This is a genomic window from Streptomyces sp. NBC_01445 (assembly GCF_035918235.1).
Classification (GTDB): Bacteria; Actinomycetota; Actinomycetes; order Streptomycetales; family Streptomycetaceae; genus Streptomyces.
This window is the reverse complement of the sequence record NZ_CP109485.1, coordinates 1,186,384-1,212,207: the sequence shown is the minus strand read 5'-3', so window position 1 is coordinate 1,212,207 and position 25,824 is coordinate 1,186,384. Positions and strand designations below refer to the sequence as shown.

26 protein-coding genes and 1 pseudogene are annotated in these 25,824 nt (G+C 71.0%); 11 read left to right on the top strand and 16 right to left on the bottom strand.

The genetic code is table 11. The annotated features are described in order from the left end of the window. Window positions 1-127 precede the first annotated feature (127 nt). Entirely contained in the window at window positions 128-1,351 is a 1,224-nt protein-coding gene (locus OG574_RS05875; RefSeq protein WP_326772195.1) for an RNA-guided endonuclease InsQ/TnpB family protein, read from the top strand. A gap of 56 nt (window positions 1,352-1,407) precedes the next feature. Here the strand turns inward: OG574_RS05875 and OG574_RS05870 are convergent, their stop codons facing one another. Beyond that, the gene (locus OG574_RS05870; protein ID WP_326772194.1) at window positions 1,408-1,899 is read right to left on the bottom strand and encodes a glutathione peroxidase; all 492 of its coding nucleotides are present in this window, start codon (window positions 1,897-1,899) and stop codon (window positions 1,408-1,410) included. 116 nt (window positions 1,900-2,015) lie between these two features. Between OG574_RS05870 and OG574_RS05865 the strand changes: the two genes are divergently transcribed. After that, complete coding sequence (locus tag OG574_RS05865) at window positions 2,016-3,101, top strand: S-(hydroxymethyl)mycothiol dehydrogenase (RefSeq protein WP_326772193.1); 1,086 nt, start codon at window positions 2,016-2,018, stop codon at window positions 3,099-3,101. Next, a complete protein-coding gene (locus tag OG574_RS05860; RefSeq protein ID WP_326772192.1) occupies window positions 3,101-3,733 on the top strand; it encodes an MBL fold metallo-hydrolase in 633 nt (210 codons plus the stop codon). The genes OG574_RS05865 and OG574_RS05860 overlap by 1 nt, the downstream gene beginning before the upstream one ends. Window positions 3,734-3,802: 69 nt before the next feature. Here the strand turns inward: OG574_RS05860 and OG574_RS05855 are convergent, their stop codons facing one another. The 3 genes from OG574_RS05855 to OG574_RS05845 all read right to left on the bottom strand — a co-directional run bounded on the left by OG574_RS05855 (window position 3,803) and on the right by OG574_RS05845 (window position 5,234). Then, a complete protein-coding gene (locus tag OG574_RS05855; protein WP_326772191.1) occupies window positions 3,803-4,204 on the bottom strand; it encodes an ATP-binding protein in 402 nt (133 codons plus the stop codon). 5 nt (window positions 4,205-4,209) lie between these two features. Further along, window positions 4,210-4,785 (bottom strand): VanZ family protein, encoded by a 576-nt coding sequence (locus tag OG574_RS05850; RefSeq protein ID WP_398376776.1) that lies wholly within the window; start codon window positions 4,783-4,785, stop codon window positions 4,210-4,212. A gap of 164 nt (window positions 4,786-4,949) precedes the next feature. Beyond that, complete coding sequence (locus OG574_RS05845) at window positions 4,950-5,234, bottom strand: hypothetical protein (protein ID WP_100593170.1); 285 nt, start codon at window positions 5,232-5,234, stop codon at window positions 4,950-4,952. A gap of 147 nt (window positions 5,235-5,381) precedes the next feature. On the opposite strand from OG574_RS05845, the gene OG574_RS05840 reads away from it, so the two are divergent. Further along, a complete protein-coding gene (locus OG574_RS05840; RefSeq protein ID WP_326772190.1) occupies window positions 5,382-6,077 on the top strand; it encodes a DUF2470 domain-containing protein in 696 nt (231 codons plus the stop codon). Here the strand turns inward: OG574_RS05840 and OG574_RS05835 are convergent. Continuing rightward, a complete protein-coding gene (locus OG574_RS05835; protein ID WP_326772189.1) occupies window positions 6,058-6,354 on the bottom strand; it encodes a hypothetical protein in 297 nt (98 codons plus the stop codon). The genes OG574_RS05840 and OG574_RS05835 overlap by 20 nt on opposite strands. 62 nt (window positions 6,355-6,416) lie before the next feature. Continuing rightward, complete coding sequence (locus OG574_RS05830; RefSeq protein ID WP_326772188.1) at window positions 6,417-7,505, bottom strand: acyltransferase family protein; 1,089 nt, start codon at window positions 7,503-7,505, stop codon at window positions 6,417-6,419. 109 nt (window positions 7,506-7,614) lie between these two features. Between OG574_RS05830 and OG574_RS05825 the strand changes: the two genes are divergently transcribed. After that, window positions 7,615-8,817, top strand: coding sequence for an amidohydrolase family protein (locus OG574_RS05825; RefSeq protein ID WP_326772187.1), 1,203 nt, complete (start codon window positions 7,615-7,617; stop codon window positions 8,815-8,817). A gap of 16 nt (window positions 8,818-8,833) precedes the next feature. Here OG574_RS05825 and OG574_RS05820 read toward each other — a convergent pair whose 3' ends face one another. The 4 genes from OG574_RS05820 to OG574_RS05805 form a co-directional block, all read right to left on the bottom strand. Further along, on the bottom strand, window positions 8,834-9,874 hold the full coding sequence (locus tag OG574_RS05820) for a PhlD (protein ID WP_326772186.1): 1,041 nt from the start codon (window positions 9,872-9,874) through the stop codon (window positions 8,834-8,836). Between the two features lie 90 nt (window positions 9,875-9,964). Beyond that, window positions 9,965-10,792, bottom strand: a complete 828-nt coding sequence (locus OG574_RS05815) for an MmyB family transcriptional regulator (RefSeq protein ID WP_326772185.1) — start codon at window positions 10,790-10,792, stop codon at window positions 9,965-9,967. A 497-nt stretch (window positions 10,793-11,289) separates the two neighbouring features. Beyond that, the gene (locus OG574_RS05810; RefSeq protein WP_326772184.1) at window positions 11,290-12,339 is read right to left on the bottom strand and encodes a hypothetical protein; all 1,050 of its coding nucleotides are present in this window, start codon (window positions 12,337-12,339) and stop codon (window positions 11,290-11,292) included. A gap of 93 nt (window positions 12,340-12,432) precedes the next feature. Further along, window positions 12,433-13,683, bottom strand: a complete 1,251-nt coding sequence (locus tag OG574_RS05805) for a DUF4032 domain-containing protein (RefSeq protein WP_326772183.1) — start codon at window positions 13,681-13,683, stop codon at window positions 12,433-12,435. A 154-nt stretch (window positions 13,684-13,837) separates the two neighbouring features. Between OG574_RS05805 and OG574_RS05800 the strand changes: the two genes are divergently transcribed. Next, the gene (locus tag OG574_RS05800; protein WP_326772182.1) at window positions 13,838-14,761 is read left to right on the top strand and encodes a phosphotransferase family protein; all 924 of its coding nucleotides are present in this window, start codon (window positions 13,838-13,840) and stop codon (window positions 14,759-14,761) included. Here the strand turns inward: OG574_RS05800 and OG574_RS05795 are convergent. Next, the gene (locus OG574_RS05795) at window positions 14,729-15,655 is read right to left on the bottom strand and encodes a Gfo/Idh/MocA family protein (RefSeq protein ID WP_326772181.1); all 927 of its coding nucleotides are present in this window, start codon (window positions 15,653-15,655) and stop codon (window positions 14,729-14,731) included. The genes OG574_RS05800 and OG574_RS05795 overlap by 33 nt on opposite strands. Between OG574_RS05795 and OG574_RS52665 the strand changes: the two are divergent. From OG574_RS52665 to OG574_RS05780, 4 genes and pseudogenes are all read left to right on the top strand, one after another. Further along, window positions 15,566-16,132: pseudogene (locus OG574_RS52665) on the top strand (LysR substrate-binding domain-containing protein); the annotation flags it as partial. The gene OG574_RS05795 and the pseudogene OG574_RS52665 overlap by 90 nt on opposite strands. A gap of 318 nt (window positions 16,133-16,450) precedes the next feature. After that, on the top strand, window positions 16,451-17,920 hold the full coding sequence (locus tag OG574_RS05790; RefSeq protein ID WP_326772180.1) for an MFS transporter: 1,470 nt from the start codon (window positions 16,451-16,453) through the stop codon (window positions 17,918-17,920). Window positions 17,921-17,924: 4 nt separating this feature from the next. Beyond that, window positions 17,925-18,563: a TetR/AcrR family transcriptional regulator gene (locus OG574_RS05785; protein WP_326772179.1), complete on the top strand. Its 639-nt coding sequence runs from the start codon at window positions 17,925-17,927 to the stop codon at window positions 18,561-18,563. Beyond that, the gene (locus OG574_RS05780) at window positions 18,560-19,348 is read left to right on the top strand and encodes a nucleotidyltransferase domain-containing protein (protein WP_326772178.1); all 789 of its coding nucleotides are present in this window, start codon (window positions 18,560-18,562) and stop codon (window positions 19,346-19,348) included. Before OG574_RS05785 ends, OG574_RS05780 begins: the two co-directional genes overlap by 4 nt. Before the next feature lie 82 nt (window positions 19,349-19,430). Here the strand turns inward: OG574_RS05780 and OG574_RS05775 are convergent, their stop codons facing one another. The 4 genes from OG574_RS05775 to OG574_RS05760 form a co-directional block, all read right to left on the bottom strand. Next, entirely contained in the window at window positions 19,431-20,210 is a 780-nt protein-coding gene (locus OG574_RS05775) for an arylamine N-acetyltransferase family protein (protein WP_326772177.1), read from the bottom strand. 108 nt (window positions 20,211-20,318) lie between these two features. After that, window positions 20,319-21,569 (bottom strand): cytochrome P450 family protein, encoded by a 1,251-nt coding sequence (locus tag OG574_RS05770; protein WP_326772176.1) that lies wholly within the window; start codon window positions 21,567-21,569, stop codon window positions 20,319-20,321. 136 nt (window positions 21,570-21,705) lie between these two features. After that, the gene (locus OG574_RS05765; protein ID WP_100593188.1) at window positions 21,706-21,936 is read right to left on the bottom strand and encodes a hypothetical protein; all 231 of its coding nucleotides are present in this window, start codon (window positions 21,934-21,936) and stop codon (window positions 21,706-21,708) included. 132 nt (window positions 21,937-22,068) lie between these two features. After that, entirely contained in the window at window positions 22,069-23,550 is a 1,482-nt protein-coding gene (locus OG574_RS05760; protein ID WP_326772175.1) for a cytochrome P450, read from the bottom strand. A gap of 124 nt (window positions 23,551-23,674) precedes the next feature. Here OG574_RS05760 and OG574_RS05755 point away from each other — a divergent pair, with 124 nt between their 5' ends. Continuing rightward, window positions 23,675-24,283 (top strand): TetR/AcrR family transcriptional regulator, encoded by a 609-nt coding sequence (locus OG574_RS05755; protein WP_326772174.1) that lies wholly within the window; start codon window positions 23,675-23,677, stop codon window positions 24,281-24,283. Window positions 24,284-24,302: 19 nt separating this feature from the next. Here the strand turns inward: OG574_RS05755 and OG574_RS05750 are convergent, their stop codons facing one another. After that, window positions 24,303-25,772, bottom strand: a complete 1,470-nt coding sequence (locus OG574_RS05750; protein ID WP_326772173.1) for a SulP family inorganic anion transporter — start codon at window positions 25,770-25,772, stop codon at window positions 24,303-24,305. Window positions 25,773-25,824 lie beyond the last annotated feature (52 nt).

Genomic DNA, 25,824 nt, shown 5'->3' with positions numbered 1-25,824 from the left:
GCGTCCAATGATCATTGGCGGGCGCAATAGATCGAACTTGCGCGCGAGCGTCAAACAGGAGGACTGATCGTGATCAGTTCCGATCTTCTGGGGCGGTGTCCGAGAGGGCGTACCTAGGGTGATGTTCATGCAGCTTCGGTACGCCTTCAGGTTGTACCCGGAACCGGGTCAACGCCTCGCATTGGGCCGGGCGTTCGGGTGCGCGCGGGTCGTGTTCAACGACGCGGTGCGCGCCCGCCAGGACGCGCACGCGGCGGGTCTGCCGTATCCGAAGGCCGCCGAGCTGTCCCAGACCTTGATCACCCGTGCCAAGCGGACCGTGGAGCGGTCTTGGCTGGGCGAGGTGTCCTCGGTGGTGCTCCAGCAGTCTTTGCGGGATGTGGAGGCGGCCTATAAGGCGTTCTTCGCCTCCCTCAAGGGTGAGCGCAAGGGCGCGAGGGTGGGTGCGCCGCGGTTCAAGTCGCGGAAGGATCCGAGGCAGTCGATCCGGTTCACGGCCAACGCCCGCTGGTCGATCACCCCGGGCGGCCGGCTGAACCTGCCGAAGATCGGCGCGGTGCGGGTGAAGTGGTCCCGCACCCTGCCCGTGATGCCGTCCTCGGTCACCGTGATCAAAGACAGTGCGGGGCGGTATTTCGCGAGCTTTGTCATCGACACCGACCCGGCCGCCGACGCCGGCCGGATGCCCGCCACTGAGCAGGCCATCGGTATCGACCTGGGGCTGACCCACTTCGCGGTGCTGTCCGACGGCACGAAGATCGACTCCCCGGGGTTTCTGCGCCGGGCGGAGAAGAAGCTCAAGAAGGCCGGGCGGGAGCTGTCCCGCAAGCAGAAGGGCTCGAAGAACCGGGCCAAGGCCCGGCTCAAGGTTGCCCGCGCGCATGCGCAGGTCGCCGATGCGCGCAAGGAGTTCCACCATCAGCTCTCCACCCGGTTGATCCGCGAGAATCAAGCGATCGCCGTGGAAGACCTGTCGGTCAAGGGCCTCGCGCGCACCAAACTGGCCAAGTCCGTCCATGACGCGGGCTGGTCACAGTTCGTGACCATGCTCGCCTACAAGGCGGCTCGGTACGGGCGGACCTTTATCAAGATCGGTCGGTTCGAGCCCACCAGTCAGGTGTGCTCGGCCTGTGGTCACCACGACGGGCCCAAACCCCTGCGCGTCAGGGAGTGGACCTGCCCCGCCTGCGGCACCCGGCATGACCGGGATGTCAACGCCGCCAAGAATGTGAAACAGGCCGCCGGACTGGCGGCATCGGCCTGCGGAGCGAAGGTAAGACCAGAACCTGTTCTGGCACAGCGCGAAGAAACAGGAAGCCACGGAATCCCAGCAGGAAGCCGTGCCGCGTAGCGGCACAGCAACCCGTGGGACGGCCAGAATCCTCGGGCTTCAGCCCGAGGAGCATGTCAATTCGGAAGGTTGGCCTCGATCGCGGCGAGCACCTCGGGGGCGTCCGGCACGACCTGCGGCGAGAAGCGGGCGACGACCTCGCCCTTGGGGGAGAGCACGAACTTCTCGAAGTTCCAGCGGATGTCCCCGTCGTGGCCCTCCGCGTCCGCCGTGGTGACCAGACGCTCGTACAGGGGGTGGCGCGCGTCGCCGTTCACCTCGACCTTCTCGGTCATCGGGAACGTCACGCCGTACGTCGCCGAGCAGAACTCGGCGATCTCCTCGGCGCTGCCGGGCTCCTGGCCCATGAACTGGTTGCAGGGGACCCCGAGCACGCTGAAGCCGCGGCTCGCGTACTCGGCGTGGAGCTGCTCCAGGGCCGCGTACTGCGGGGTGAGGCCGCACTTCGAGGCCACATTGACGATGAGGACGGCCTTGCCCTCGTACTGGGGGAGGTCGGCGGGGCCGCCCTGGAGGGCGGCGATCTCGACATTCTCGTAGACAGACATGCTTCGGATGCTAGCGACCCGTGCGGTCGCGCTCCGCGTCACCCCGGTCCGGATCGGGGGCCCATCTGTGAAGATGGCCAAGAACGATGCGACGAGCGAGTGGAGGGCTGATCGTCATGGCGCAGCAGGTGCGAGGCGTGATCGCGCGGGCCAAGGGAGAGCCGGTGCGGATCGAGACGATCGTCGTGCCGGATCCGGGGCCAGGGGAGGCCGTGGTCAAGATCCAGGCGTGCGGGGTCTGCCATACCGACCTGCACTACCGGGAGGGCGGCATCAACGACGAGTTCCCGTTCCTGCTCGGTCATGAGGCGGCCGGTGTCGTCGAGGCGGTCGGGGACGGGGTCACCGAGGTCGCGCCGGGCGACTTCGTGATTCTCAACTGGCGTGCCGTGTGCGGCCAGTGCCGCGCCTGCCTGCGCGGGCGCCCCCAGTACTGCTTCGACACGCACAACGCGAAGCAGAAGATGACGCTCCTCGACGGCACGGAGCTCTCGCCCGCGCTCGGGATCGGCGCGTTCGCCGACAAGACGCTCGTCGCCGCCGGGCAGTGCACCAAGGTCGACCCGGAGGCGTCGCCCGCCGCAGCGGGTCTGCTCGGCTGCGGCGTCATGGCCGGTCTCGGCGCCGCCATCAACACGGGCAACGTGGGCCGCGGCGACTCCGTCGCCGTCATCGGCTGCGGCGGGGTCGGCGCGGCGGCCGTGACCGGCGCCCACCTCGCCGGTGCCGGGAAGATCATCGCCATCGACATCGACGACAAGAAGCTGGCGACGGCCAGGAAGCTCGGCGCCACGCACACCGTCAACTCCCGCTCCGCCGACCCGGTCGAGGCCGTACGCGAGCTGACCGGAGGGTTCGGCGCCGACGTCGTCATCGACGCGGTCGGCCGCCCGGAGACCTACAAGCAGGCCTTCTACGCCCGCGACCTCGCCGGAACCGTCGTCCTCGTCGGCGTCCCCACGCCCGAGATGCAGCTCGAACTGCCCCTGCTCGACGTGTTCGGGCGCGGCGGCGCGCTCAAGTCGTCCTGGTACGGCGACTGTCTGCCCTCGCGCGACTTCCCGATGCTGATCGACCTCTACCGGCAGGGTCGGCTCGACCTCGACACGTTCGTGACCGAGACGATCGCCCTGGAGGACGTGGAGAAGGCGTTCGAGCGGATGCACCACGGCGACGTGCTGCGCTCGGTGGTGATCTTCTGATGGCGGGCGCGCGCATCGAACACCTCGTCACGTCCGGCACGTTCTCCCTCGACGGGGGCACCTGGGACGTCGACAACAACGTATGGCTCGTCGGGGACGACAGCGAGGTCGTCGTGATCGACGCGGCGCACGACGCCGACGCGATCGCCGAGGCCGTGGGCGACCGGCGGCTCGTCGCCATCGTGTGCACCCACGCGCACGACGACCACATCGACGCGGCACCCGCGCTCGCCGAGCGCACCGGGGCGCCCATCCTCCTGCACCCCGCGGACACGGAGCTGTGGAAGCAGAAGCACCCCGACCGCACGCCTGACGGCGAACTCGTCGATGGTCAGCAACTTGCCGTGGCGGGCGTGGAGTTGACCGTGCTGCACACGCCGGGGCACTGCCACGGCGCGGTCAGCCTGTACGCGCCGGAACTCGGCGCCGTCTTCACGGGGGACACCCTGTTCGCGGGTGGCCCGGGTGCGACGGGGCGGTCGTTCAGCGACTTCCCGACCATCGTCGAGTCGATCAGGGAGCGGCTCCTCACGCTGCCGCCGGAGACCGTCGTACGGACGGGGCACGGCGACAGCACGACGATCGGGGCGGAGGCGCCCCACCTGGAGGAGTGGATCGCCAGGGGGCACTGAGCCGGGCGATCAGGCCGGATGATCAGGCCGGGCGGCAGACAGAGCGCTGCCGCCCGGAAGGCCTGGTCGTCAGGGGTGGGCGAGTACGGCGCGAACCGTCTTCCCGCCGTAGGGGTCGCTCACCACGCACATACGGCGCGACAGCGCGTCGACGAGCGAGATGCCGCGGCCCGACTCCGCGGACAGCGAATCCGGCTTGCGGCGCGGGTGGTGCGGGCTGTCGTCGTGGACCGAGACGGTCAGCTCGTCCGCGTCCAGGCACAGACTCATACGGCAGTGACTGCCCTTGATCCGGGCCGCGTTGGCGACCAGTTCCGAGACGACGAGCACCGCGTCGTGCGCGCCGCCCGCGCTTCGTCCCGCGAGAAAGTCATGGGTGAGGCGCCGGGCCCAGCGGGCCGAGCCCGAGCCCTGCGGCAACAGGTACTCCACGCGTGCTGGCCGCCGTACGGCGCGCTTGGGCGCACGCATGACGATCACTTCCTTCCGTCGCCTGTGGCGCCGGGTGTTCCCCGGTAACGAGCCCCATTCCCCGGCATCCTGATCGTCAAGCGGTTACGGCTCGACGGCCGTGCGAGGGCGTGGTAGCTGTGTCCGATGCGGCGCCCGAGCAGGAAGTAGGCGATCAGAGCGCCCGTCGTATTCAGGATCACGTCGTCCACATCGAAGGCGCGCCCCTCGACGATCGCGCCCTGCGCCAGCTCCACGAGCGCCATCACGAGCACCGTCACCGCGAGCACCCGCATCATGCGGCCCTTGCGCGCCACAAGCACCGGAAGCAGCAGCCCGAAGGGCGCGCCCAGCAGCAGATTCCCGCCGATCTGCTTGCACGCGCCGAGGAACGTGTACGACTCGGCGTACTGGCGCAGGGAGTGTCCCGGCCGCATGTTGGACCCCGCGACGTCCGCCGACGCCGGGGACGGCGTCAGGGTCAGCCGGGCGAGGACCGCGGAGAACGCCACGAGCGCCAAGAACGCGAAGCCGACGATGAGCGCCCGGGCGGCGATCCGCCCCCACGGCACCGGCTTCCGTGTCGCCGGCTTACGCGCCACCGGTTTCCGTGGCACCCGCTTCCTCGCCGACCGCTTCCGGGCCTCGCCCTTGCGATCCCGGCCCTTACGGTCCTGGCCCTTTCTCCGACGTGCCGCACTCTCTGGGGTCATGGAGGCCGGTTGCCCCCGCGCGCCCCGGCCAATCCGGCTCGGGACCGTCCGCGTCAGCTCTGCGTCTCCGGAGGATGCGTCAGGGAGTCCAGGAAACGCTGCAGCGCGGGCGGTCCTTCGCCGCAGCGGCCGCGCTCGACGTGCGGGATCGACAGCTTTCCCAGGCGCAGGTCCTGCGCCTCCATGGCCTGCGCCAAGTGCAGTCGTTCCAGGGCACGTTCGGCGGCTGTCTGACGTACGTACTCGACCACCGTCACGCCCAGGTGGTCCGCGTGCGAGCGGACCGCGTCGTACTCGTCCGGCGTGAAGAGGTCCCGCAGAAGGGCAGTACCGTCCATGGCGGCATGATGCCGCTCCCGGCCGACGCGCGTGGGCGTACGGCATATTCAGCGCCCGATCGCGTGGCGTTCGCCGCCATCGCGCGCGTACTGGCCTCCTCTGCAAATCTCCGATAACTTAGGCAAGGCTTACCTAAGGAGGTTCGGATGGGTGTCCGACAGATCAGTACCGCCGCTCCCACCGCTGCGGCACGCGCGCGATCAATGCTCGCCACCGCCTGGTCGTGCGAAGTGACGACGGACATCGGGCGGGAGGACCTCGTCGGATCCCATCGCGTCACCGATGAGGGCGAGGTACGGATCCAGCCGCCGGACGACAGCCTTCTGTCCGCCGCCGTGCTCTGCGCGCCCCGGGGTGAGCCGACCGCGCTCATCGAGTTCGCGGACGCCGCGCCGGTACCCGTCAGGGACCGGATCCGCGCGCGTCTGTGGCTGTCCGGGTCGCTCGAGCCCGACGGCGAGCAGTTCGTGCTCAGGCCCATCCGCGCCGTACTCCAGACGCGTACCGGCCGCACGGGCATCGATCTCGACGAACTCGCCGAGACCGCGCCCGACCCCCTCACCGCGGCAGAACCCCGCCTGCTCACCCATCTCGCCGACTGCCACCCCGAGGCCGTCGAGCAGCTCACCCGGCTCGTCGACGTGGACAGCCTGCACGGCGTCGTCCGGGTCCAGCCCCTGGCCGTCGACCGGCACGGGCTCACTCTTCGGCTCGAACGCATCCGCGGCCAGGCCGACGTGCGCCTCCCGTTCCACGCGCCCGCCGACGACCTGGCCCAGCTGAACGAGCGCATGCACGCCCTGCTTTCGTCCGCGCAGGCGGTCAGCCGCCGTCGCAGGTGAGGTCGGCGGCGCGCATGAAACCGAGGGGCGCGCCGCTGTCCGTACGCGAGACCCGCCACAGCTCGTCCGCGCCCTGCCGTGTGCCGTTGACCGGGACGCCCGGGTCCAGATAGCCGACGATGTCCGTCCACGGATTGTTGCCCGCGTAGATCGGGGCGTCCTCGTGCGTGGCGAAACACGTGCCGCCCGCGTGCGCCGTGCCGCCGAGCAGAGGCACGGAGGCGAGGAGCAGGGCCGCGGGCAGCAGCAGTCGGAAGCGGCGGAAGCGGGTGCGCATCACGGGGCGCCTCTCTGGGGGGCGGCTGAACGTCGGCTGAAGGTTCGGCGACCCGGCACAGGCTAGGGGCGCAGGACCCGCTCGCCGGGGACGCCGGTCACCGGCGGTTCGGCCTCCCGCACCGGTTCCGAACGCCGGAACGCCCACGGCACGCGCGGCTCCACGGCGAACCGGAAGACCCACCGCACGGGAGACGTACACAGAAGGGTGATGACGGCGACCGCCGTGGCCGTCACCGCCAGTTCGCCCGCCGGAGTGTGCAGCCATGGGTGGTCGTACCAGCCCCAGAAGCGCGACGACTTGATGAGGAAGCCGTGCAGCAGGTACGCGTACAGCGTCCCCGTGCCCAGTGTCGTGAACAGTGTCTTCCGTCCCGGCACCCACGCCAGGAAGCAGGCGCTGAGGACGACGGCGAGGGCGAACAGGGCCGGGGTCGTGACCAGTCCCGCCCAGGCGGGGGCGCCGAGGCCGGTGACGCTGCCCCGGTGGTAGAACCAGCCCGCGTCGAACCAGGGCGCCACCGCGTACGCGGCGATCAGCGTCGCGGCCGCCACGGGCAGCGCCCACAGCCGGGCCCGCCGCGTGCGTAGCCGCTCGAAGTGCTCGGGCCGCAGCGTCAGTCCGAGAACGAAGAACGGCAGGAAACCCACCACCCGTTGGAGTGCCAGGTCACCGCCCGCGTCCGGCGCCATCGACACGAGCATGGCCGACGCCAGGGCGACCGGCACTGGGTGTCGTAGTTGCAGCCAGAGGGGTGTGGTGAGCCGCCAGATGAACAGGGCGACCAGGAACCACATCAGATACCAGGGGTCGAGCAGGCTGATCGGATACCCCGGATCGTCCTGCGCCCACCGGTAGAACAGCGTGTACGCGACCTCGAACACCACGTACGGCACCACGACCCCGCCGACGAGACGGCGCAGCCGGCCCGGCGCCATGTCGAAACTCCGCGAGAAATAGCCGGAGATGAGAGCGAACGCCGGCATGTGGAAGGCGTACACACCGAGATACACGGCCGTCACCGTGCGGCTCCCGTACGTCAGCGGCTCCCACGCGTGCCCGCATGCCACGAGCACGATCGTCAGGTATTTCGCGTTGTCGAAGTACGGGTCCCGTGCTCCTGGTCCGGCCGGTCCGTGGCGCCTGTCCATCGTTCCCCTTGAGCCCTTCGCGGTGCATGACCCTTGGTGCCCTGCCCGATAGGGCCCGTTTCATGACACACTCCCGGGTGCCCTTTTTCCGACCCTTCGGAAGGTCAGGATGAGCAGCAGGAAGCTGATAACGGCGGCGCGTGTGGTGACCGGTCCCGGCGGCCGCTGTGTCCAGGACGGTGCCGTTCTCACGGACGGGGACACCGTGGTCGCGGCCGGGAGACGCTCCGACGTCGAGGCCCTGGCGGACGAGCGGGACGAGCGCATCGCGCTGCCGGGCACCACCGTGCTGCCGGGACTCGTCGACGCGCACGTCCACCTCGTCTTCGACGCGGGTACGGACCCGGTCGGGACGCTCGAACGGCAGGACGACGACGCGCTGCTCGCCGTCATGAGGGAGCGCGCCGCGCGGCTCGTGGCGAGCGGCGTCACCACGGTGCGGGACCTGGGGGACCGCGGGAGGCTCACGCTGCGGCTGCGCGAGGAGATCGAGTCGGGCGCGGTGCCGGGACCCCGGATCGTCGCCGCGACGACGCCCGTCACCCCGAAGGGCGGTCATTGCTGGTTCCTGGGCGGCGAAGTCGGCAGCGAGCGCGAACTACGCGACCTGGTAAGGCGGAACGCCGCACTGGGCGCCGACGTGATCAAGGTCATGGCGACCGGCGGTGCCCTGACGCGCGGCGGACCGGCCACGTGGCAGGCCCAGTTCGGCGCGGGTGAGCTGGCCGTCGTCGTCGAGGAGGCGCACGGTGCCGGGCTGCCGGTCGCCGCCCATGCGCACGGCACTGCGGGGATCGAGGCCGCGGTGACCGCGGGCGTCGACACGCTCGAACACTGCACCTGGATGACCGAGGACGGCAACGATCTGCGCGACGACGTGCTCGACGCCATCGTGGAGCGCGGGATCCGCGTATGCCCGACCGTCAGTCCGCACTGGCGGATGCTGCCGACCGTGTTCGGCGCCGAGCGCGCCGAGAGGCTGTTCGGCCAGGTGCGGACCATGGCGGAACGCGGGGTTCGGTTCATCGCCGGTACCGACGCGGGGGTGCAGCGCGCCGGGTTCGACGGCCTGCGCCCGAGCCTGACCTTCTTCGAGCACATCGGGATGCCGGCGCCGCGCGTCATCGACATGGCCACCACCGAGGCCGCCGACGCGCTCGGCGCCGGCGGCCGCGCGGGACTGCTCGCCCCGGGGCGCCCGGCCGACCTGATCGCCGTGGGCAGCGACCCGCGCGCCGGCCTCGAGGCGCTCGCGGACCTGCGGTTCGTCATGAGCCGGGGAGAGCTGATCCCGCCTCAGGGCACGGGATGAGGGGTGGGGCGCCGTTTCAGGCGTGCCAGTGGCCGTGGAGGGCGGCGGTGGTGAAGCCGGGCCCGTAGGCGACGGCGACGCCTTTGGTTCCGGCCGCGGGAGGCGCGGTGTGGGTGCGCTCCAGGACCCGGAGGATGCTGACGCCGCCGAGGTTGCCCTCTTCGGAGAGGGTTTCCGTGGAGTGCCGGGCGGCGTGGGGGGTGAGGCCTAGGGCGGTGGCCGTGTCGGTGATGATGCGTGGACTGCCGGGGTGGATGACGACGAAGCCCAGAGCGCGCGTATCGACCCAGTCCAGGAGCGCGGGCAGCACGTCGTCCGTGGCCGCCAGGGCCCCCTTGGTGGATTCGAAGTGCAGACCGTCGGTGTCGATCCGTCCGCTGTACCGGTCGAGACTGTCCGGCAGGACATACTCGAAACTGTCGTCGATCGCGAGACCCGGCGCGAGCGGCTTGCCGCTGACGACCGTCGCGGCGGCCGAGTCGCCGAACAACGACTTGTAGATCATCGATTCGATGCTGGTGTCATTGTGGTTGTACACGCTGGAGATCGTCTCCGCGGCCACCACAAGGACCTTGCTTCCGGGGCGTGCCGCGACGAGGTCGGCCGCCCGGATGAGGGCTTGGGTGCCACCTGCGCAGGCCAGTGTCGTGAGTGCTACGCGCCGTACGGTCGGCCGTAGCCCGAGCCGGGCGACGAGATGGGCGTCGAGGTTGGGGACGGACCAGCCCGTGGAGTGGGTGGTGACGATCGCGTCGATGTCTCCGAGCGGCACACCCGTGCTGTCGAGCGCGGCCAGCGCGGCCAGTTCCGCCATGGCGAGAGCATCGCTGAAGGCGCCCTCGGCGCGCTCGCGCACTCCCGCCGAACCCGAGACCGTGGGGGAGTCCAGGGGGCGGGTGAAATACCGCGTGCGCACTCCGCAATTGGCGAGGACGCGCAGGATCACTGCGAGTCTGGGGTGATCCGGGTGACGGCTGCGAATGTCGTCGGTGATGTCCTCCGTGGTGACCTTGTGGGCTCCGAGGACGGTTTGTGGCATCGAGACGAAAGCGGGCACGGTGTCTCCCACAGGGCTGGGTCGGTATGTGGGGGGTGCCGCTCAACGTACTTCACCGCGATTCACCCGTCCCGACTGGACGGACCTTGATCACCGCCATCCGACCCGGAGCATCGGCCTGCGCACGTGGGAGCGACGTGTGCCGGGATGGAAGACGAGGATGATCAGTCGCGCGCCCGGAGCAGTCATCGGCTGCGCGGCGCACATCGTCACCCAGCCGGGACCGTGTACCGCGTGCATCAGGGGGCGTTCGTCCCCGTCGGGGTGGATGGAGGCGCCGCCCGACTCGTAGATGGGCGCGGCCTCGGGGTCCGCGAGGACTTCCTTCTCGATCTGGCGCAACGTGTCGTCGCGCGGCCTGGAGACGAGGGCCGCCCGAAGCTGCGGCATCACCAACGGGGCCCAGGCTGTGTGCCAGTTCGTCAAGGACTTGCGGCCGTCGGGATCCAGCAGCATCCAGCGCATCGTGTTCCCCGGTAGGCGACTGCCGGGGAAGAGGGCGCCGAAGGGCTGGTTCCAGGCGAGGAGATCCCAGGATGCGTCGGTCACGTACGCCATGTGTCCGATGCTGTCGACCGCCTCTTGCCACACCCCGGGCACCTCCTTCCCGGACGAGGGGTGGAGCGGACCCGGTGGGTCCCGGCGCAGTGCGTACCGGCAGAGCAGCACCCATTCCTGCTCGTTGAGGCCGAAGAGCTGTGCGACGTCGTGCAGCAGTTCCGAAGGTGGGTTCGGGTAACTCCCCGATTCCAGCCGATGGTACGTCCCCAGGGTGCGGTGGAGCAGTTGGTCCACCTGGTGCTGGGAGAGGCCAGGGGCGCGCCGACCCTGGCCCGTGGGGCGGGTGAAGCCGTGGGATTCGGGGGCTATCAGGGCGCGCCGTTCACGGAGCAGGGCGCGGAGCGCCGTCTTGTTCATGGTGGGTAATCCCTTGAGGTCCACGCCGAGTTGAGCGAGTGCAGTCTAATTACTCCCATCACCTTTGGTAATAAACATTGCCCGAAGAAAACGATCAGCCAGTGCGTCATGATGGAGCCCGTGGGGTCGGCGACCTGCTGGTTTGAACGCCAGGGGCCGCGCGGCCACGCCGATGGGACACCTGGACCGGGACGCTCGAAAATGGCTGAATTTCCCTGTGTTGGGTATCCGTCGAACCCTCGGATCCGTTTCGGGAACAGTGCAAGGCCAGTTGTCATATTCCGATCCATGTGACCGGAAAGTGCATCGCTTGGCCCAGTTCGGGCACTTCTCCCGGGCAGATCAAGGGCTCACTGGCTGCGGCCGGTGCCGTCACTCGCCATTACGTAGCGGCCACGGTACCGGCCGCCCGCGCATGCCCAGCCGCGCAACAGCTGCCGCGCACGCGGGCCGGCCGCAGCGCGGGGCTGGCGAACCGACCCCGCCGTACAGCGCACTCACCAGTCGCCGTCCTCCACCGGCTTGCCCGCGTCCCCCAGGGGCTTGACCTGGTGCGCTCCCGGCGCCTGCCACGGTTCGTGGTCGTCGCCGAGCCACTCACCCGCGGGCTTCACCGCCCCCAGCGTGTCCGTCGGCGCGAGATCCTCCGCGCTCTCGTCGTAGTAGTCGAACCAGGGCAGCCCCGCCCTCGTGTACGCGGCCCGGTCCACCGGCGACGGCGGCGGCTCCTCGCCCGTGATGCGGCGCCAGTCCGGCGGCGTCACGAGGTGCACGAACACGCGGCCCGCGGCCGTTTCGGCCCAGTCGGACGCGGGCCGGTCGTCCCGGAACACCTGCTGGCGCATCGTGCCGCCCGCGCCGAGACCCATCGAACGCGCCGCCTGAGCCTGCGGCGCCGCACCCGGCGCGGCCGGCATGGGCGCGGCCCCGTAGCCGCCGGAGGAGGCCCCCATCCACTGCATGCCGCCGGGCGCAGGCGGCATCGCCCGCGCGGCCTCCCGCTTGCGGGCCTCCTCCGCGCGCCAAGCCCCCAGCGCCGGCTCGCTCAGGGTGAAGGCCTGGAGCTGAATCCCGCCCCAGGTCTCCTCGCCCGTGACCTGGCCCTCGATCGTGGCGCCGAGCCCCAGGGGCAGCGCCACGAACTGCCGTACCGTGCCCTCCCCCGACTTGATGCCGTCGAGCCACGGCTGGCGAGGCAGCACCACGTAGTTCTGCGGATCCCGGGACAGCCGGCTGCTCCACGGCAGCCCCGAGATGGCGCACACCTTGCCCACGCCCACCTGGAGCGCGGCCGGTTCGGCCGTTCCCGCGAAGCTCAGCCACATCGCCTCGCGCAGATACATCGGCAGCATCACGCCGCCGCGCGCCCGCCACTGAGGCGGCACCGAGTCCGCGTAGTCCTCGACCCGCCGCACCGGGAACTCGCCGAGCCCCGGCGGCAGCGGATGCGTTCCGGTCTCCGGCAGGCGCAGCGTGCGCACGAACCGCACCCGCGCACCGCCCGGCAGCACCAGGCTGTTCCCGTCGACCCGCACACTCCCGGCCATGTCCGTCTCCCCTCGTCGTGCGTCTTCCTCGGTGGTACCACGACGGGTCCGCGCCACCGGTTCCGTCCCTCACGATCTTCGTAGCGGGTGCGGTCAGGGCCGCGAGCGGCCGGCGATGTTCTTGACGTAGTCCGTGACCGCCGCGTCGAGACCGATGTCGTGCTGCGCCCGCTCGGACAGGTACCAGCGGTGTTCGAGGAGCTCGTGGTAGAGCTCGGCCGCGTCCGTCCGGTCCGGCACGTGGTCGCGTACCGCGCGCACGGTCGGCCGGAACACGTCGCGTACCCAACGGTGGGCGAGGACCTCGGCGCGCGCGCCATGGGGGTCCCCCCTGTTCGAGTGCGGCCGAGAACTCGGGGGAGGATCGCCCGGCGCGTAGTCGTCCTGCGTGGCCATCCAGCTCTCCAGGTCGTTCAGGAGACGACGGGCCTGGTTCTCCTCGGCGTCCATGCCGGTGAGGCGCAGGAGTTGACGCTGGTGATGGCCCGCGTCCACGACCTTGGGCACGAACGTGACCGTGTCCCCCTGGTCCGCGTGCGAGATCTGCATCTCCGCGACGTCGAAGCCAAGGTCGTTGAGACGGCGGATGCGGCGCTCCATGTAGTGGTGCTTGCCGGCCGGGTAGACGGAGGTACGCGTCAGCTCCCTCCAGAGTGCGTCGTACCGCTCCCCGATCTCCGTGCCGAACGCGATCGGGTCGATGGACGGATGCAGCGCGCCCGACGCCTCCAGGTCGAGCATCTCGCCGCTGATGTTGACCCGGGCGAGCTCGATGTCGTACGCCCGTTGCCCGTCGCTGAGCCGGGGGTGCAGCTCCCCGGTCTCGGCGTCCACGAGGTAGGCGGCGTACGCGCCCGCGTCCCTGCGGAACAGGGTGTTGGACAGCGAGCAGTCCCCCCAGGCGAACCCCGCCAGATGCAGCCGTACGAGGAGGACGGCGAGGGCGTCCATGAGGCGGTGCACGGTGCCGGGGCGCATCGTCGTCTCGAACATGGAGCGGTAGGGGAGCGAGCCGCCCAAGTGGCGGGTGATGAGGACGGGTTCGAGGGGCGCGCCTTCGGCATCGGTGCGGCCGGTGACCACGGCGAGGGGGTCGACGGCGGGTATCGCGAGTCGGTCGAGGGTGCGCAGAAGCTCGTACTCGCGCAGCGCCGGCCGCTCGGCGAGTTCCTTCACGGCGACGACCTCGCTGCCCGCGCGGGCGTAGCGCACGACGTGCCGCGAGATGCCGCGGGGGAGCGGCACCAGATATTCGTCCGGCCACTGCTCCAGAGGGACGTGCCAGGGGAGTTCGAGGAGGAGGGCCGGGTGTTCGGGGTTGGTGGCGCTGATCTGCAAAGTCATGCGGTCACAGTCCCTGGGTCGCGCGACGGGGCCACGAGTGATCGGACCCCGAAGGGGCGGCGCGGGTCAAGACCCGGGGCGGGACCCGCTCTCGGCAGACAAGGGCGCCGAATTCCCGTTGAGGCCCTCCGGCGCGCGCCCTAGGGTGCGGGCCATGCTGCCCCTGGTGGAAACCGACGAACAATGGGACGCCGTGGTCTCCGACGAAGCGGTCATGCGGCGGGGAGCGGACGACCTCTGCGCCCGGCTCGGCCTCACCGGCCTCCCGCTGACGCGCTACGAAGGGGGCACCCAGCCCGTCTACGCCGTCGGTGACGAGCACGTCCTGAAACTGTTCCCGGCCGCCTCCGCGGAGGACGGTGCCACCGAGGCCCGGGTCCTCGCCCACCTCGAAGGCCGGCTGCCCGTCCCCACCCCCGAGGTCCGCTCGGCGGGGGCATACGAGAACGGGTGGCTCTACATCTTGATGTCCCGGCTGCCCGGCGCGGACCTGGCCGTGGCCTGGCCCGGCATCCCGCGCGCCGACCAGGACCGCATCGTCGACGAGGCCGGAGCATGCCTCGCCGCACTGCATGCCCTCGACCCCACGCCCCTCGCCGGCGCGGTGGGACCGGAGGACTGGGACACGTTCGTGCGCAAGCAGCGCGCAGGCGCCGTACAGCAGCAGCGCGAACACGGCCTTGCCGAGAGCTGGTTGGAACAGATCCCCGCCTTCCTCGACTCCGTCACGCTGCCGTGCGGGCCCGAACGCGCCCTGCTGCACACGGAGTTCATGCGTCAGCACCTCGTCATCGGCCCTCGGGACCGCAAGCTGACCGGACTCCTCGACTTCGAGCCCGCCATGATCGGCGACCCGGCGTACGACTTCGTGGCCGTCGGCCTGTTCGTCACCCGGGCCGACCCGCGCCTGATGACCCGCTTCACCGAGGCCTACGGCCGCGAGTTCGCGCCCCGCACCGTGATGGCGTACACACTCCTGCACGTGTACAGCGATCTGCCCTGGTACCTGCGAGAACTGCCCGCGCCGCCGGAGGCGACGCTCGACTCACTCGCCGGGGCCTGGTTCGCCGCCGGGTGACGCGAGACTGGCCTCAGCCGCCGCGAGGATCTCCGTGACGCGCAGCGCGAACGCGGCGTCGCAGGCGTGCGGCCGGCCCGTGTGCACGGATTCCAGGAGCGCGTCGATCGCCGCCCCGAACGCGTCGACCGACTCGCCGCCCGTCGGCATCGACGCGATGCCGGACTCCCCGCGCAGCTCCACGGCGACGCCCGCCGCCTTCGCCGGTGTGGTCAGACTCAGCGCCGCCGTGGCGGACGCGCCCGAGGCGTGCGCGAGGACCAGATGCACGGTGTCCGCCGGGCCCCGCGCGGCCGTCACGGACGTGACGTCCCCGAGCACGGGAAGCAGTACGGACAGGGCGTGCGGGCCGACGTCCCACAGGGCTCCGCGCCCGACCCGCCACGGCGACGCGGTCAGCTCCGAGGTGTCGCCTGGGGTGTACAGGGACCCGTACCAGTCGGCCCGGCCCGTGAACCAGCCGCCCTCGGCGGCCTGTTGGGCCAGCCAGCCCGAGGTGACGCTCGCGAAGCGCATCGTGAAGAACACGATGGACGCCACCCCGGCGGCCCGCACGGCGTCCACGATCTCCCTGGCCGCGGGCACCGACGTGGCCAGCGGCTTGTCGAGGAGAAGATGGCAGCCCGCTGTGGCGGCCCGCGCGGCGAGTGGCGCCTGCACGTCCGGCGGCACCGCGAACGCCACCGCGTCGCACGCCGCGAACAGCTCGTCGACGTCCTCGAACACCTGCGTCCCATGGGCGGCGGCGACCTCGGCCGCAGCCTGGGGCCTGCGCCCCCAGACACCCACGAGATCCGTCCCGGGGTGGGCGCGCAGTGCGGCGGCGTGCGTCTTCGAGGCCCAGGTGCCGGTGCCGACGAGCCCGACGCGAAGGATGGTGGCATCAGAAGTCATGGTCGGCAGTATGGCTGGCGGTCCGCGGCCGGAACAGGAATCGCCGCCCCCGCAGAGACGCCGGGCGTCACCTCGCGGGCCGTAGCCCTGCGCGTCGTCCCCACCCCGGCCGGCCCGACCGCCACCCCCGTCACCACCCGCGCCGACAGGGCCCTCGCCGAGCACGACGGCGCCCAGCGCCACCGAGACGACGGGCCGGAGACAGCCGACCGTCGCCGCACTGGTCGTGCCTCGTCCGAGCCCAGGAACCACCCGCTCACCGAACGGCGCGCCATCGACTTCGCCGAGCTCGCCGGCGAACCCTGGGTCGACACCGAGGGCGTCGCGGGCCCCTGCCACGAAATCGTCCGCGACGCCTGCGCCGCCGCCGGATTCGGCCCCGATTTCTCCGTCGCAAGTCAGGGCTATGCGACCGCTCAGGGCTTCATCGCCGCCGGAATGAGCATCGGGCTGATGCCTCTGATGGGTTTGAGGAACCGGCACCCCCGATGTCGTCCTGCGCAAGGTCCGCAAACCGGAGGGGATCCGGGTGATCTGTGCTGCCACCCGCGACACGGCCCCCTCGCAGCAGGCCCTCCAGGGGTTCGTCGATGCGGTGCGCGAGGAGGCGACGGGCTGACTTTTCGGGCTGGTATGCAGGGGTATGTGCGGGCTTCGTTCGGTTGCTCTGGCCATATGCGAGGGCTCTGGTGAATACTGATTCACCACAAAGGTGAATAGGAATTCACCACACCTCCCGCCCCCGCCCTGGAGGCGTCCACTGGAGCGTCCATGGAGCCCCCGATAAACCCCGACATGAATACCGACATAAGCCCCGAAATGGCTCCTCTGCCTGGCCTGCGCGGCCGGCTGACGATCCCGGTCCTCGCCTTCGGCGGCATCCTCATGGCCGTCATGCAGACGGTCGTGGTCCCGCTGCTGCCCGACCTGCCCCGGCTGACCGGAGCCTCGCCCGGCGCCGTTTCCTGGACAGTCACCGCGACCCTCCTCGCCGGCGCCGTCCTCACCCCCGTGCTCGGCAGGGCGGGCGACATGTACGGCAAGCGGCGCGTGCTGCTGCTCGCGCTGGGGCTGATGACCGGCGGGTCGGTGCTGTGCGCGCTCACCTCCGACATCCGTGTCCTGATCGCGGCCCGCGCGCTCCAGGGCGCGGCCGCCGCGGTCGTTCCGCTCTCCATCAGCATCCTGCGCGACGAACTCCCGCCCCATCGCACGGGATCCGCGGTCGCCCTCATGAGCTCGACCGTCGGGATCGGCGCCGCGCTCGGCCTGCCGCTCGCCGCCCTGATCGTCCAGTACGCGAACTGGCACGTCATGTTCTGGGCGACCAGCGCCCTCGGCGCGCTCGGCCTCGCGCTCGCCTGCTGGGCCGTGCGTGAGTCGCCCGTACGCGAACCGGGCCGCTTCGACACACTCGGCGCGGCCGGGCTCGCCGGCGGCCTCGTCTGCCTGCTGCTCGCCGTGTCACAGGGCGGCCAGTGGGGCTGGGGCAGCGCCCGCGTGGTCGGCCTGTTCGCCGGCGCCGTCGTGATCCTCGCGCTGTGGTCGTGGCAGCAGCTGCGGGCCGACCGTCCGCTGGTGGACCTCCGGCTCGCCGTGGGCCGCCGCGTCGGCCTGCCGCACCTCGCCGCCCTGCTCGCCGGATTCGCCTTCTACGCCAATTCGCTCGTCACGGCGCAGCTGGTCCAGGCGCCCAGGTCCAGCGGTTACGGGCTCGGCCTCTCCATCGTGCAGACCGGCCTGTGCCTGCTGCCCAACGGCGTGATCATGCTGCTTCTCTCGCCGGTGTCGGCCCGCGTCTCCGCCGCGCGCGGCCCCCGCGTGAGCCTCGCCATCGGCGGCGCCGCGATGGCGCTCGGCTATGTCGTCCGCATCGCGGACAGCCGCGACCTGTGGGTGATCGTCCTGGGTGCCGCGATCGTGTCGACCGGCACCACGTTCGCGTACTCGGCGCTGCCCACCCTCATCCTGCGGGCCGTTCCCGCGGGCCAGACAGCGTCCGCGAACGGCGTGAACGTCCTGATGCGGACGATCGGCCAGGCCGTTTCGAGCGCCGCCGTCGCAGCGATCCTCGTCCACCACGCCACCGGCGCCGGCTTCCCCGCACTGCGCGGCTATCAGATGGCCTTCCTCATGGCCGGTGCGGTCGCCCTCGTGGTGATAGCGGCGGCGTTCACCGTCCCTGCCGACGCGGCGGACAATGGAGGGCACAAGTCCGTCAGCGGCACGACCGGGCGGACGGACAAGGCCCTCGAAGGAGCGTGACCCCGTGACGAGCCCGGCCCCGACGGCGTCCGCCGAGTCGGAATCCACCTCCGGTGTGAGAGATGACCACCGGTCGGGGCCGGCGCGCCGCGACGCAGAGGTGACCAAGACCGCGATCATCCGCGCCTGCCGCCACCTCCTCGCCCGGCACGCGCACACCGACATCACCCTCAAGGCCGTCGCGGAGCGCGCCGGGGTCAGCGCCCCGCTGATCCTCAAGTACTTCGGCAACAAGGACGCCCTGTTCTCCCAGGTCATGAACTTCGAGGCGGACGTGGAGACCTTCCTCGACGCCCCCCTGGAGGACCTCGGCCGGCACATGGTGCGCCACCTCCTCACCGGCCAGTCCGAGCACGGCGCCGACCCCATCCTGCGCATCGTGTTCGCCCCGCTCCACGGCGAACAGGGCGACATCCTGCGCGCCAACTTCCGTGCGCAGGTCAGCGACCGCCTCGCCGAGCGCCTGCGCGGACCGGATGCGGGCCTGCGCGCCGAGCTCGCCGTCTCCCTGCTCCTCGGTCTCGGCGTCATGTACGGAATCGCACGCGGCCCCCATGTGCGCTCCGCCTCGGTAGAAGAGATCACCGAACGCTACGGACCAGCCGTACAAGCCCAGTTGACTCCTGGCACACTGACCGGATGACTACAGCGGAGGCACATCCGGCGGCCACGACCGACCTGCTCGACCGCTTTCTGACCGGGCTGCGCGAGACACTGCCTGCCCCGTTCTCCCTGTGGGCGCACGGGTCGCTCGCCGGCGGGGACTACCAGGAAGGGCGCAGCGACCTCGACCTGATCGCCGTCGTCCCGCACCCGCTCAAGCCGGACGAGGAGACACGGCTCGCCACGCTGCACGAGGGAATCGACGCGGAACTGCCCCTCGCGGCCCACCTCCACTGCTCCTACATGCCGCACGGGGACCTCGACGACCCTGACCGTACGCACTTCACCTGGGCCCACCGGGAGGCCTACGCCCGCCCGGTCACGCCCATCACCCGGCGCGAACTCCACACCTACGGCCTCGTGCTCCATGGAGACGCCATCGCGGGCACCCTGCCGCCGGTGGACGACCGCACGCTCAGGGAGTACATCCTCACCGACCTGACCGGCTACTGGCGGCCCAGGACCGGGCGCCCCGAGTTGTGGCTGGAGAATGTCTGGGTCGACCTGGGACTGATGGTCCTGGCCCGGGCGACGGTCACCCTGCGCGACGGAACCCTTGTCAGCAAGGCCGAGGCACTCGCCGTCCTCACCGAACTGGGCGCGCCCGCCGAGGTCGTGGCGGACATCGAACGCCGACGGTACGAGGGCGGCCCGGCCGACACCGCCCCCGATCCCGGGTGGCTCACGCGCCGCGCGGAGTTGACCCTCGACTGGCTCGTCCCCGCACTCGACCGCACCGTCGCCGAGCACACCGCCGACAGCTGAGAACCGGGCAGTCGGAGAGACCGGAGAGCCGCAGAGGTGCACAGCCGTAGAGGTGCACAGCTGCAGGGCCGCAGGGCCGGATTCAGGCGGCTGGGTCCGGCGGCACCCGGTCGAGCTCGATGCCGAACGAGTCGCGGTACGTGTCCAGCACCTCCCGGTCGGACGCGAGTTCCGTACTGTGGCGCTCGCCGCCGGCTGTCGTCTTCAGCGTGCGTCCGCTCAGGGTCAGCCGGCCCTCGTCCGTGACCAGCGAGCAGACCAGCGACCGCGTGAACGTCGACTGCGGCGACGTGGAGTTGTACCAGCACCCGGCCTCGAAGTCCCGCAGCTCGCGCGGGCGTTGTTCGAGGAGGTACTCCGGCACCCCGTCCTTGGACACACGCAGGTCGCCCTCCTTCGTCTCGGCGATCCGGAAGACGCCGCCGGGGTCCCGCTGCTCCCCCCGCTCACCGAGGTCGAGCGGGAAGTGGCTGTGCGCCCCGAAACCGACGTCCGCGAGCAGATCGGCCCCGTCGACGGTACGGACCCGGAGGGCGAGATGGTCGTACGGGATGCCGAGGTGCCCGTCCTTGCCGTACACCCGGCCCTGGAGCAGCGACACCTCGAAGCCCAGCGCGGTGAGCAGCGCCGCGAAGCCGCCGTTGAGTTCGTAACAGAAGCCGCCGCGGTGGCGGTCCACGAGCTTGGCGACGATCGCGTCCTCATCGATGGAGATGTCCTCGCCCAGGTGGATCGAGAGGTTCTCGAACGGGACCGTCCGCTGGTGCGCGAGGTGCAGGGTGCGCAGTGCCTGCGCGGTCGGCGCCGCGGGGCGCGGTGTCGCGATGCGGCGGAGATAGGCGTCGGTGCGTGAGGCGTCCATGGGGTCAGTCTGGGGGGCCGGGCGCACCTGGGCCACGGGCGGAAGGACCGTATCGACCCAGGTCGCGCGGCCTAGGACCAGCGGACCAGTACCCCCGGGAGCCGTCCCTCAGGCTGCCCCGGCCACCGGCCGCAGGCGCACCGGGAGTTGGTCGACGCTGTTGCCCACGAAGCCCGCCTTCCGCGCGAGCTCCGCGTCGGGCGCGGCGACATCGAGACCGGGGAAACGGGTGAACAGGCGCTCCAGGGCGATGGTGGCCTCCATGCGGGCGAGCGGCGCCCCCAGGCAGTAGTGCGGGCCGTGGCCGAGCGAGATGTGGCGGGCGGCCGAGGCTCGGGTGACGTCGAACCGGTCGGCGTCCGGGCCGTGCGCGCTCCGGTCACGCCCCGCCGCCGAGTAGCCCGCGAGCACCGGAGTGCCCCGGGGGATCACCGTGCCCTCCACCGTCAGATCACACGTCGGGTAGCGGAACGGGAAGTAGCTGACGGGGCTGTCCCAGCGCAGGGTCTCCTCCACCACGTCGGACCAGGACGCCCCGCCCGACAGGACGAGGTCGAGCTGGTCGCGGTGGGCGCACAGGGCGCGCACGGCGTTCGTGATCAGGTTCAGCGTCGTCTCGTGCCCGGCGACGATCATCAGGAGCAGGGTGCCGATCAGCTCCTGCTCGCTCAGCCGGTCGCCGTCCTCCTCGCGCGCCGCGATCAGCGCGCTCGTCAGGTCGTCGCCCGGCCGGCTCGCCCGGGACGCGGCGACCGCCGCGAGGACGGACACCAGCTCACGGTTGGCGGCCACTGCCTCGCGTGGGCCGATGTCGGTGGCCACGACCTGCCCCGACAGATGGTGCAGCCGTCCCCTGAACTCCTCGTCCACACCGAGCAGTTCACAGATCACGCTCATCGGGAGCGGCAGCGCGAACTGCCGCCGCAGCTCCACGACGTCCTCGCCCTCGGCCACGGCTGCCTCCAGAGCGTCGAGCAACTCGCCGGTCAGCTCCTCGACCCGCGGCCGCAGCGCCTCGACGCGGCGCGCCGTGAACGCCCGGCTCACCAGCGACCGCAGCCGCCGGTGGTCCTCGTCGTCCGCGGTCGTCATGCCCGGCACGGTCGCGAAGGTCATGAGCGGCCAGCCGTCGGGTATACGGCCCTCGACCAGGGCGGTGAAGTGCCGGGCGCTCTTGGCGACATCGGGGTGCGCTAGGAAGTCCTTGAGGGCGTCGTGGCCGAGGACCACCATGCCCTCGACGTCACCGGGCAGCACGACAGGGGCGACGACGCCCTGGTCGAGCAGCCGCGCGTTCGCCGCGTGCGGGCAGCCACCGGCCGGGTCGATGCGGTGCGGGACCACGGGTGGGATCGTCAACGAGCTCTCCTGACCGGTCGCGGTAATGCGGGGGAACGCGGGAAGTGGACGTACGCCCGTCACCTGCGGACGAACACATACGTACCTCACCTGCGGACGAACACGCATACCTCACCTACGGACGACTACACCTACCTCACGTATGAACGCGCTTCTCCGTTCCCAAGTCGTACAGCTTCTCCAGCAGCCACGCCTCGTTTCCCGCGAGTCCCGCCCTGTCCAGGGCCTCGTCGGCCTCCGCGATCGGCAGGGCGAGCAGCGAGGCGGCGGTCGCCGGCTCGCATCCGGTCAGTGCGGCGCGCGCGGTGTGCAGCAGGCGCAGGCAGGCCTGGGCCGCGGCGAGTTCGGCACTCCTGGTCGCGTTCATATCGATGGGCCCCTCAGCTCGGCGAAGACGTGGATGTACAGACATGTGCCTCCACTCTTGCGCACGGGTCTGACAATTCGCCTTCGACGCGAGAGCCGAGGGGGGCTCAGCCGTCGAACTCAGGTGTCGAACTCAGTCCGCCGTACGGACCTTCGCCCGGCGTCCCAGGTTGAGCCGCAGGCCCTCCGGCATCAGCGTCAGGCGTTCCGCGACGCGCAGCCGGTAGCCCGGTTCGGGGTGCAGGTCGTAACGCCGAAGCAGCAGGCCGAGTACCAACGTCGCCTCGTGCAGGGCGAATTGGCGGCCGATGCACGCCCGCGCACCTGTGCCGAACGGTTTGAAGACATGCGGGGCGCGCGAACGCACGGCGGCCGGAGCGAAGCGGTCCGGGTCGAAGGCCTCCGGGTCGTCACCCCACGCCTCCGGGTCGCGGTGCAGGAGCGCAGTCAGGACCAGCGCCCAAGCGCCCCTGCGCATCGGGTGGATCCCCCCGAGTGTCGTGTCGACGGTGGCCTCGCGGGCGAACGCCGGAGCCGTCGGCCACAGCCGCAAGGACTCGTCGAGAACCCGGCGCAGATAGCGGAGCTTGGCCACCTGCTCGTACGCGGGCTCGTCCGCGTCGCCCCACACCCGCTCCACCTCTTCGCGCGCCTTCGCGAGGACGTCGGGGTGGTGCGCCAGATAGTGCAACGCGAACGACAGCGCCCCCGACGTCGTCTCGTGTCCGGCGACGAGGAATGTGATGACCTGGCGCCGTATGTTCTCGGGGGAGAGCCGCTCCCCGGTGTCGGGGTGGGCGACCTCCAGCATGCGGTCGAGCAGGTCGCCCTGCCCGCCGGTGCGTGATCCGGACGCGGCCCGCCGCGCGGCGACGACGTCGTCCACGGTTCGGTTGAGGTACGCCATGTCCGCGGCGTTGCGCCGCTCCGCGCTCCGCAGGAGCAGGGGAGCGAGCGCCGGTGGCACCACGTTGCGGCGCTGCGCGAACGACAGCGTGCCGACCATGGCCGTCACGAACGGGTGGGGCCGCTCCCGCTCGAACGACCCGAAGTCATGGCCGAAACCGGTCCGAGCGATCGTCTCCAGGGTCAGCTTCGTCATGTCGCCGGGCACGTCCACGGCCTCGCCCGCCGCCTCCCGGGCGTCCCAGGCCGCCATCAGGCGCCCCGCGACGTCCAGCATCAGCGGGTGGTAGCCCGCCATCGCGTCGCGGCCGAAGCCGGGAGCGAGTACGTCGTGAGCCAGCTGCCAGTTGGGCTCGTGGTTGTACGCGGTGAACAGGCCGTCACCGGCCATCGGCCGCAGATTGGCCACGCCCAGGCCGACATGCTTGGCGAAGCGCGACTCGTCGGCCATGTCGGCGGCGAACCGCGTGCCCCAGACGAACACGATCTCGTTGCCGAAGGCCTTGCGGCGGAAGACGGGCCCGAGTTCCTTGCCGATCCGCATGGAGTCCTGCACCGGCGTGCGCACGTTCGCGCCGAGGATGTCGCCGACGAAAGGCACCCGTCGCGGCGGGTGCGGAATCCGGTCGAGTCCGGGCCAGCCGAGCTCGGCGCTGCGAAAGCCCTTCGGCGGTGTCGAATCCGTCGCCGGCTGCGTCAACTGAGCCATGATCCCCACCTGCTGGACGTAGAGAGTGCGTGTACCCGAGCCGCTGTTATACGTGGGTTCAATACGCTTCCCAGTGTGGTCCCGCTATTGAATTCACGTCAAGTAATGCGGGTAAAGTGCTGTCATGGCCGCCAGGGAGCAGGAGCGCACGCGCCGTCGGCTGAGCACGGAGGAGCGCCGAGAACAGCTGCTCAGCGTGGGTGCGCGGCTCTTCGCGCAGAGCACGTACGACGACGTCTGGATCGAGCAGGTCGCCGAGATCGCCGGCGTCTCGCGCGGGCTGCTCTACCACTACTTCCCGACCAAACGGGACTTCTTCGCCGCCGTCGTCCAGCGCGAGAGCGAGCGGATGCTGCGCCTGACGGCAGCTGTTCCCGGGATCCCCGTGCGCGAGCAGATCGCCGTGGGCCTGGACACGTTCCTCGGCTATGTGGAGGCCCACGGCGAGGGCTTCCGCGCCTTTCACCGAGCCGAGGCCGCGGGCGACCCGGCCGTGCGCCAGGTGTACCGGCGGGGCTTGGCCGCGCAGGAGCGCCAGATCGTCGAGGCGCTCGCCGCCGACCCCGACAGCTCCCACATCGACGGCGAATCCCCCGTGCTCCGGCTCGCCGTCCGCGGCTGGCTGGCCTTCATGGTGGCCGTGTGCCTGGAGTGGCTCGACGAGCCGGAGCTGTCACGGGATCAGGTACGCGACCTGTGCGCGCGGGCCCTGCTCGGGGCGATCACGTCGTAGCGCGCCGCACGGGCCGGGCTCAGCCCCCCGGAGTCGCCTGGCCCGGAGTGACCTTGACGGGCTCCGTGCCGGCGCCGCTGTGCCGGTCCGCCCAGTTCCGCAGCGCCGTCCCGAAGGCGTGGTCGAGGTGGTGAAGACCGGACAGGTCGAGCACGACGGGCCGGTCCTGAGGCAGCGCCTCCAGGGTGTCGAGGATCTTCGGCAACCGCAGGAAGGTCGCGTTGCCCGTCAGATACACCTGGATCGGTCCCGCGCCCTTGTCTATGACGTCGAGCCGCACGTGCGAGGCCTCCCACGCCGTCTTCGCCACCGCGAGCGCCAGACCGATGAGCACGCCCTCGAACATGCTGACGGCGACGATCGACACCGCCGTGACGATCAGGATCAGGGCCTCACCCCGGTGTTCACGCCACAGCCCCGCGATCTGCCGTACGGGGATGAGCTTGCAGCCCGCGTGGACCAGGACGGCCGCGAGCGCGGCGACCGGGATCACGCCGAGCGCGGCGGGCAGCAGCGCCGCGAACAGCAGGAGCCACACGCCGTGCAGGACCCGGGAGGCCTTGGTGCGGGCGCCCGCCTGGACGTTGGCGGCGCTGCGTACGATCACCGCCGTCAGCGGCAGTGCGCCGAGCAGCCCGCACACGGTGTTGCCGGTGCCCTGCGCGATGAGTTCCTTGTCGTACGACGTGCGCGGCCCGTCGTGCATCCGGTCGACGGCGGCGGCGCTGAACAGGCTCTCGGCGGAGGCGATGAGGGTGAACGCGAGGACGGTGCCGAGCACCCCGACGCTCGCGAGCTGCCCGAACGCGTCGGCGCCGGGCGGCTGCACGGTCTCGATCAGACCCTGCACCTCGACCCGCGCGACCGGCAGGCCGAACCCGGCGGCCGCGAGCGTCGCGAGCCCCACCGCGGCGAGCGGCGCGGGCACCACCTGGGCCGCCTTGGGCAGCCGCTTCCAGCCGAGCAGCACGACGATCGTGCCCACGCCGAGGGCGAGCGCGGCGAGCGCCTTCGACGAGGAGGCCGAGTCGATCAACAGGCCGGGCAGCCCGGCGAGTTTGTCCGGCCCCGACGCGGGGGCTGGCGTGTCGGCCATCGCGTAGAGCTGCCCGGCGATCAGTACGAGACCGATCCCGGCGAGCATGCCCTCGACGACCGCTACGGAGATCGCCCGGAACCAGCGGCCCAGGCGCAGGCTGCCCATGAGGAGCTGGAGCAGCCCTGCCCCGAGCACGATGACGCCGAGCACCGGCAGGCCGTACGCCTGCACGGCCTCGTACACGAGCACGGTGAGCCCGGCCGCGGGCCCGCTCACCTGAAGACTGCTGCCGGGCATGGACCCGGCTACCAGACCGCCCACGATGCCGGTGACGAGGCCGAGTTCGGCCGGGACGCCGGACGCCACGGCCACGCCCACGCAGAGCGGCAGGGCGACCAGGAACACGACGAGAGACGCGGCGAAGTCCTGCCGCGGTACCAAACGCTTCACGAGCGCATACCTCCAGCGCGCCCCGTGCGGGGCGCGTAGTCCTACACGTGCG

What these genes read in the sequence shown, in the direction of transcription:
- OG574_RS05790 (WP_326772180.1), top strand. Translation starts at nt 16,451, where the DNA reads ATGAATACCGACATAAGCCCCGAAATGGCTCCTCTGCCTGGCCTGCGC.
- OG574_RS05860 (WP_326772192.1), top strand. Translation starts at nt 3,101, where the DNA reads ATGGCGGGCGCGCGCATCGAACACCTCGTCACGTCCGGCACGTTCTCC.
- OG574_RS05840 (WP_326772190.1), top strand. Translation starts at nt 5,382, where the DNA reads ATGGGTGTCCGACAGATCAGTACCGCCGCTCCCACCGCTGCGGCACGC.
- OG574_RS05855 (WP_326772191.1), bottom strand. Translation starts at nt 4,204, where the DNA reads ATGCGTGCGCCCAAGCGCGCCGTACGGCGGCCAGCACGCGTGGAGTAC.
- OG574_RS05765 (WP_100593188.1), bottom strand. Translation starts at nt 21,936, where the DNA reads ATGAACGCGACCAGGAGTGCCGAACTCGCCGCGGCCCAGGCCTGCCTG.
- OG574_RS05810 (WP_326772184.1), bottom strand. Translation starts at nt 12,339, where the DNA reads ATGGCCGGGAGTGTGCGGGTCGACGGGAACAGCCTGGTGCTGCCGGGC.
- OG574_RS05830 (WP_326772188.1), bottom strand. Translation starts at nt 7,505, where the DNA reads ATGGACAGGCGCCACGGACCGGCCGGACCAGGAGCACGGGACCCGTAC.
- OG574_RS05760 (WP_326772175.1), bottom strand. Translation starts at nt 23,550, where the DNA reads ATGGCTCAGTTGACGCAGCCGGCGACGGATTCGACACCGCCGAAGGGC.
- OG574_RS05755 (WP_326772174.1), top strand. Translation starts at nt 23,675, where the DNA reads ATGGCCGCCAGGGAGCAGGAGCGCACGCGCCGTCGGCTGAGCACGGAG.
- OG574_RS05870 (WP_326772194.1), bottom strand. Translation starts at nt 1,899, where the DNA reads ATGTCTGTCTACGAGAATGTCGAGATCGCCGCCCTCCAGGGCGGCCCC.
- OG574_RS05875 (WP_326772195.1), top strand. Translation starts at nt 128, where the DNA reads ATGCAGCTTCGGTACGCCTTCAGGTTGTACCCGGAACCGGGTCAACGC.
- OG574_RS05815 (WP_326772185.1), bottom strand. Translation starts at nt 10,792, where the DNA reads ATGAACAAGACGGCGCTCCGCGCCCTGCTCCGTGAACGGCGCGCCCTG.
- OG574_RS05780 (WP_326772178.1), top strand. Translation starts at nt 18,560, where the DNA reads ATGACTACAGCGGAGGCACATCCGGCGGCCACGACCGACCTGCTCGAC.
- OG574_RS05805 (WP_326772183.1), bottom strand. Translation starts at nt 13,683, where the DNA reads ATGACTTTGCAGATCAGCGCCACCAACCCCGAACACCCGGCCCTCCTC.
- OG574_RS05825 (WP_326772187.1), top strand. Translation starts at nt 7,615, where the DNA reads ATGAGCAGCAGGAAGCTGATAACGGCGGCGCGTGTGGTGACCGGTCCC.
- OG574_RS05835 (WP_326772189.1), bottom strand. Translation starts at nt 6,354, where the DNA reads ATGCGCACCCGCTTCCGCCGCTTCCGACTGCTGCTGCCCGCGGCCCTG.
- OG574_RS05865 (WP_326772193.1), top strand. Translation starts at nt 2,016, where the DNA reads ATGGCGCAGCAGGTGCGAGGCGTGATCGCGCGGGCCAAGGGAGAGCCG.
- OG574_RS05775 (WP_326772177.1), bottom strand. Translation starts at nt 20,210, where the DNA reads ATGGACGCCTCACGCACCGACGCCTATCTCCGCCGCATCGCGACACCG.
- OG574_RS05795 (WP_326772181.1), bottom strand. Translation starts at nt 15,655, where the DNA reads ATGACTTCTGATGCCACCATCCTTCGCGTCGGGCTCGTCGGCACCGGC.
- OG574_RS05800 (WP_326772182.1), top strand. Translation starts at nt 13,838, where the DNA reads ATGCTGCCCCTGGTGGAAACCGACGAACAATGGGACGCCGTGGTCTCC.
- OG574_RS05845 (WP_100593170.1), bottom strand. Translation starts at nt 5,234, where the DNA reads ATGGACGGTACTGCCCTTCTGCGGGACCTCTTCACGCCGGACGAGTAC.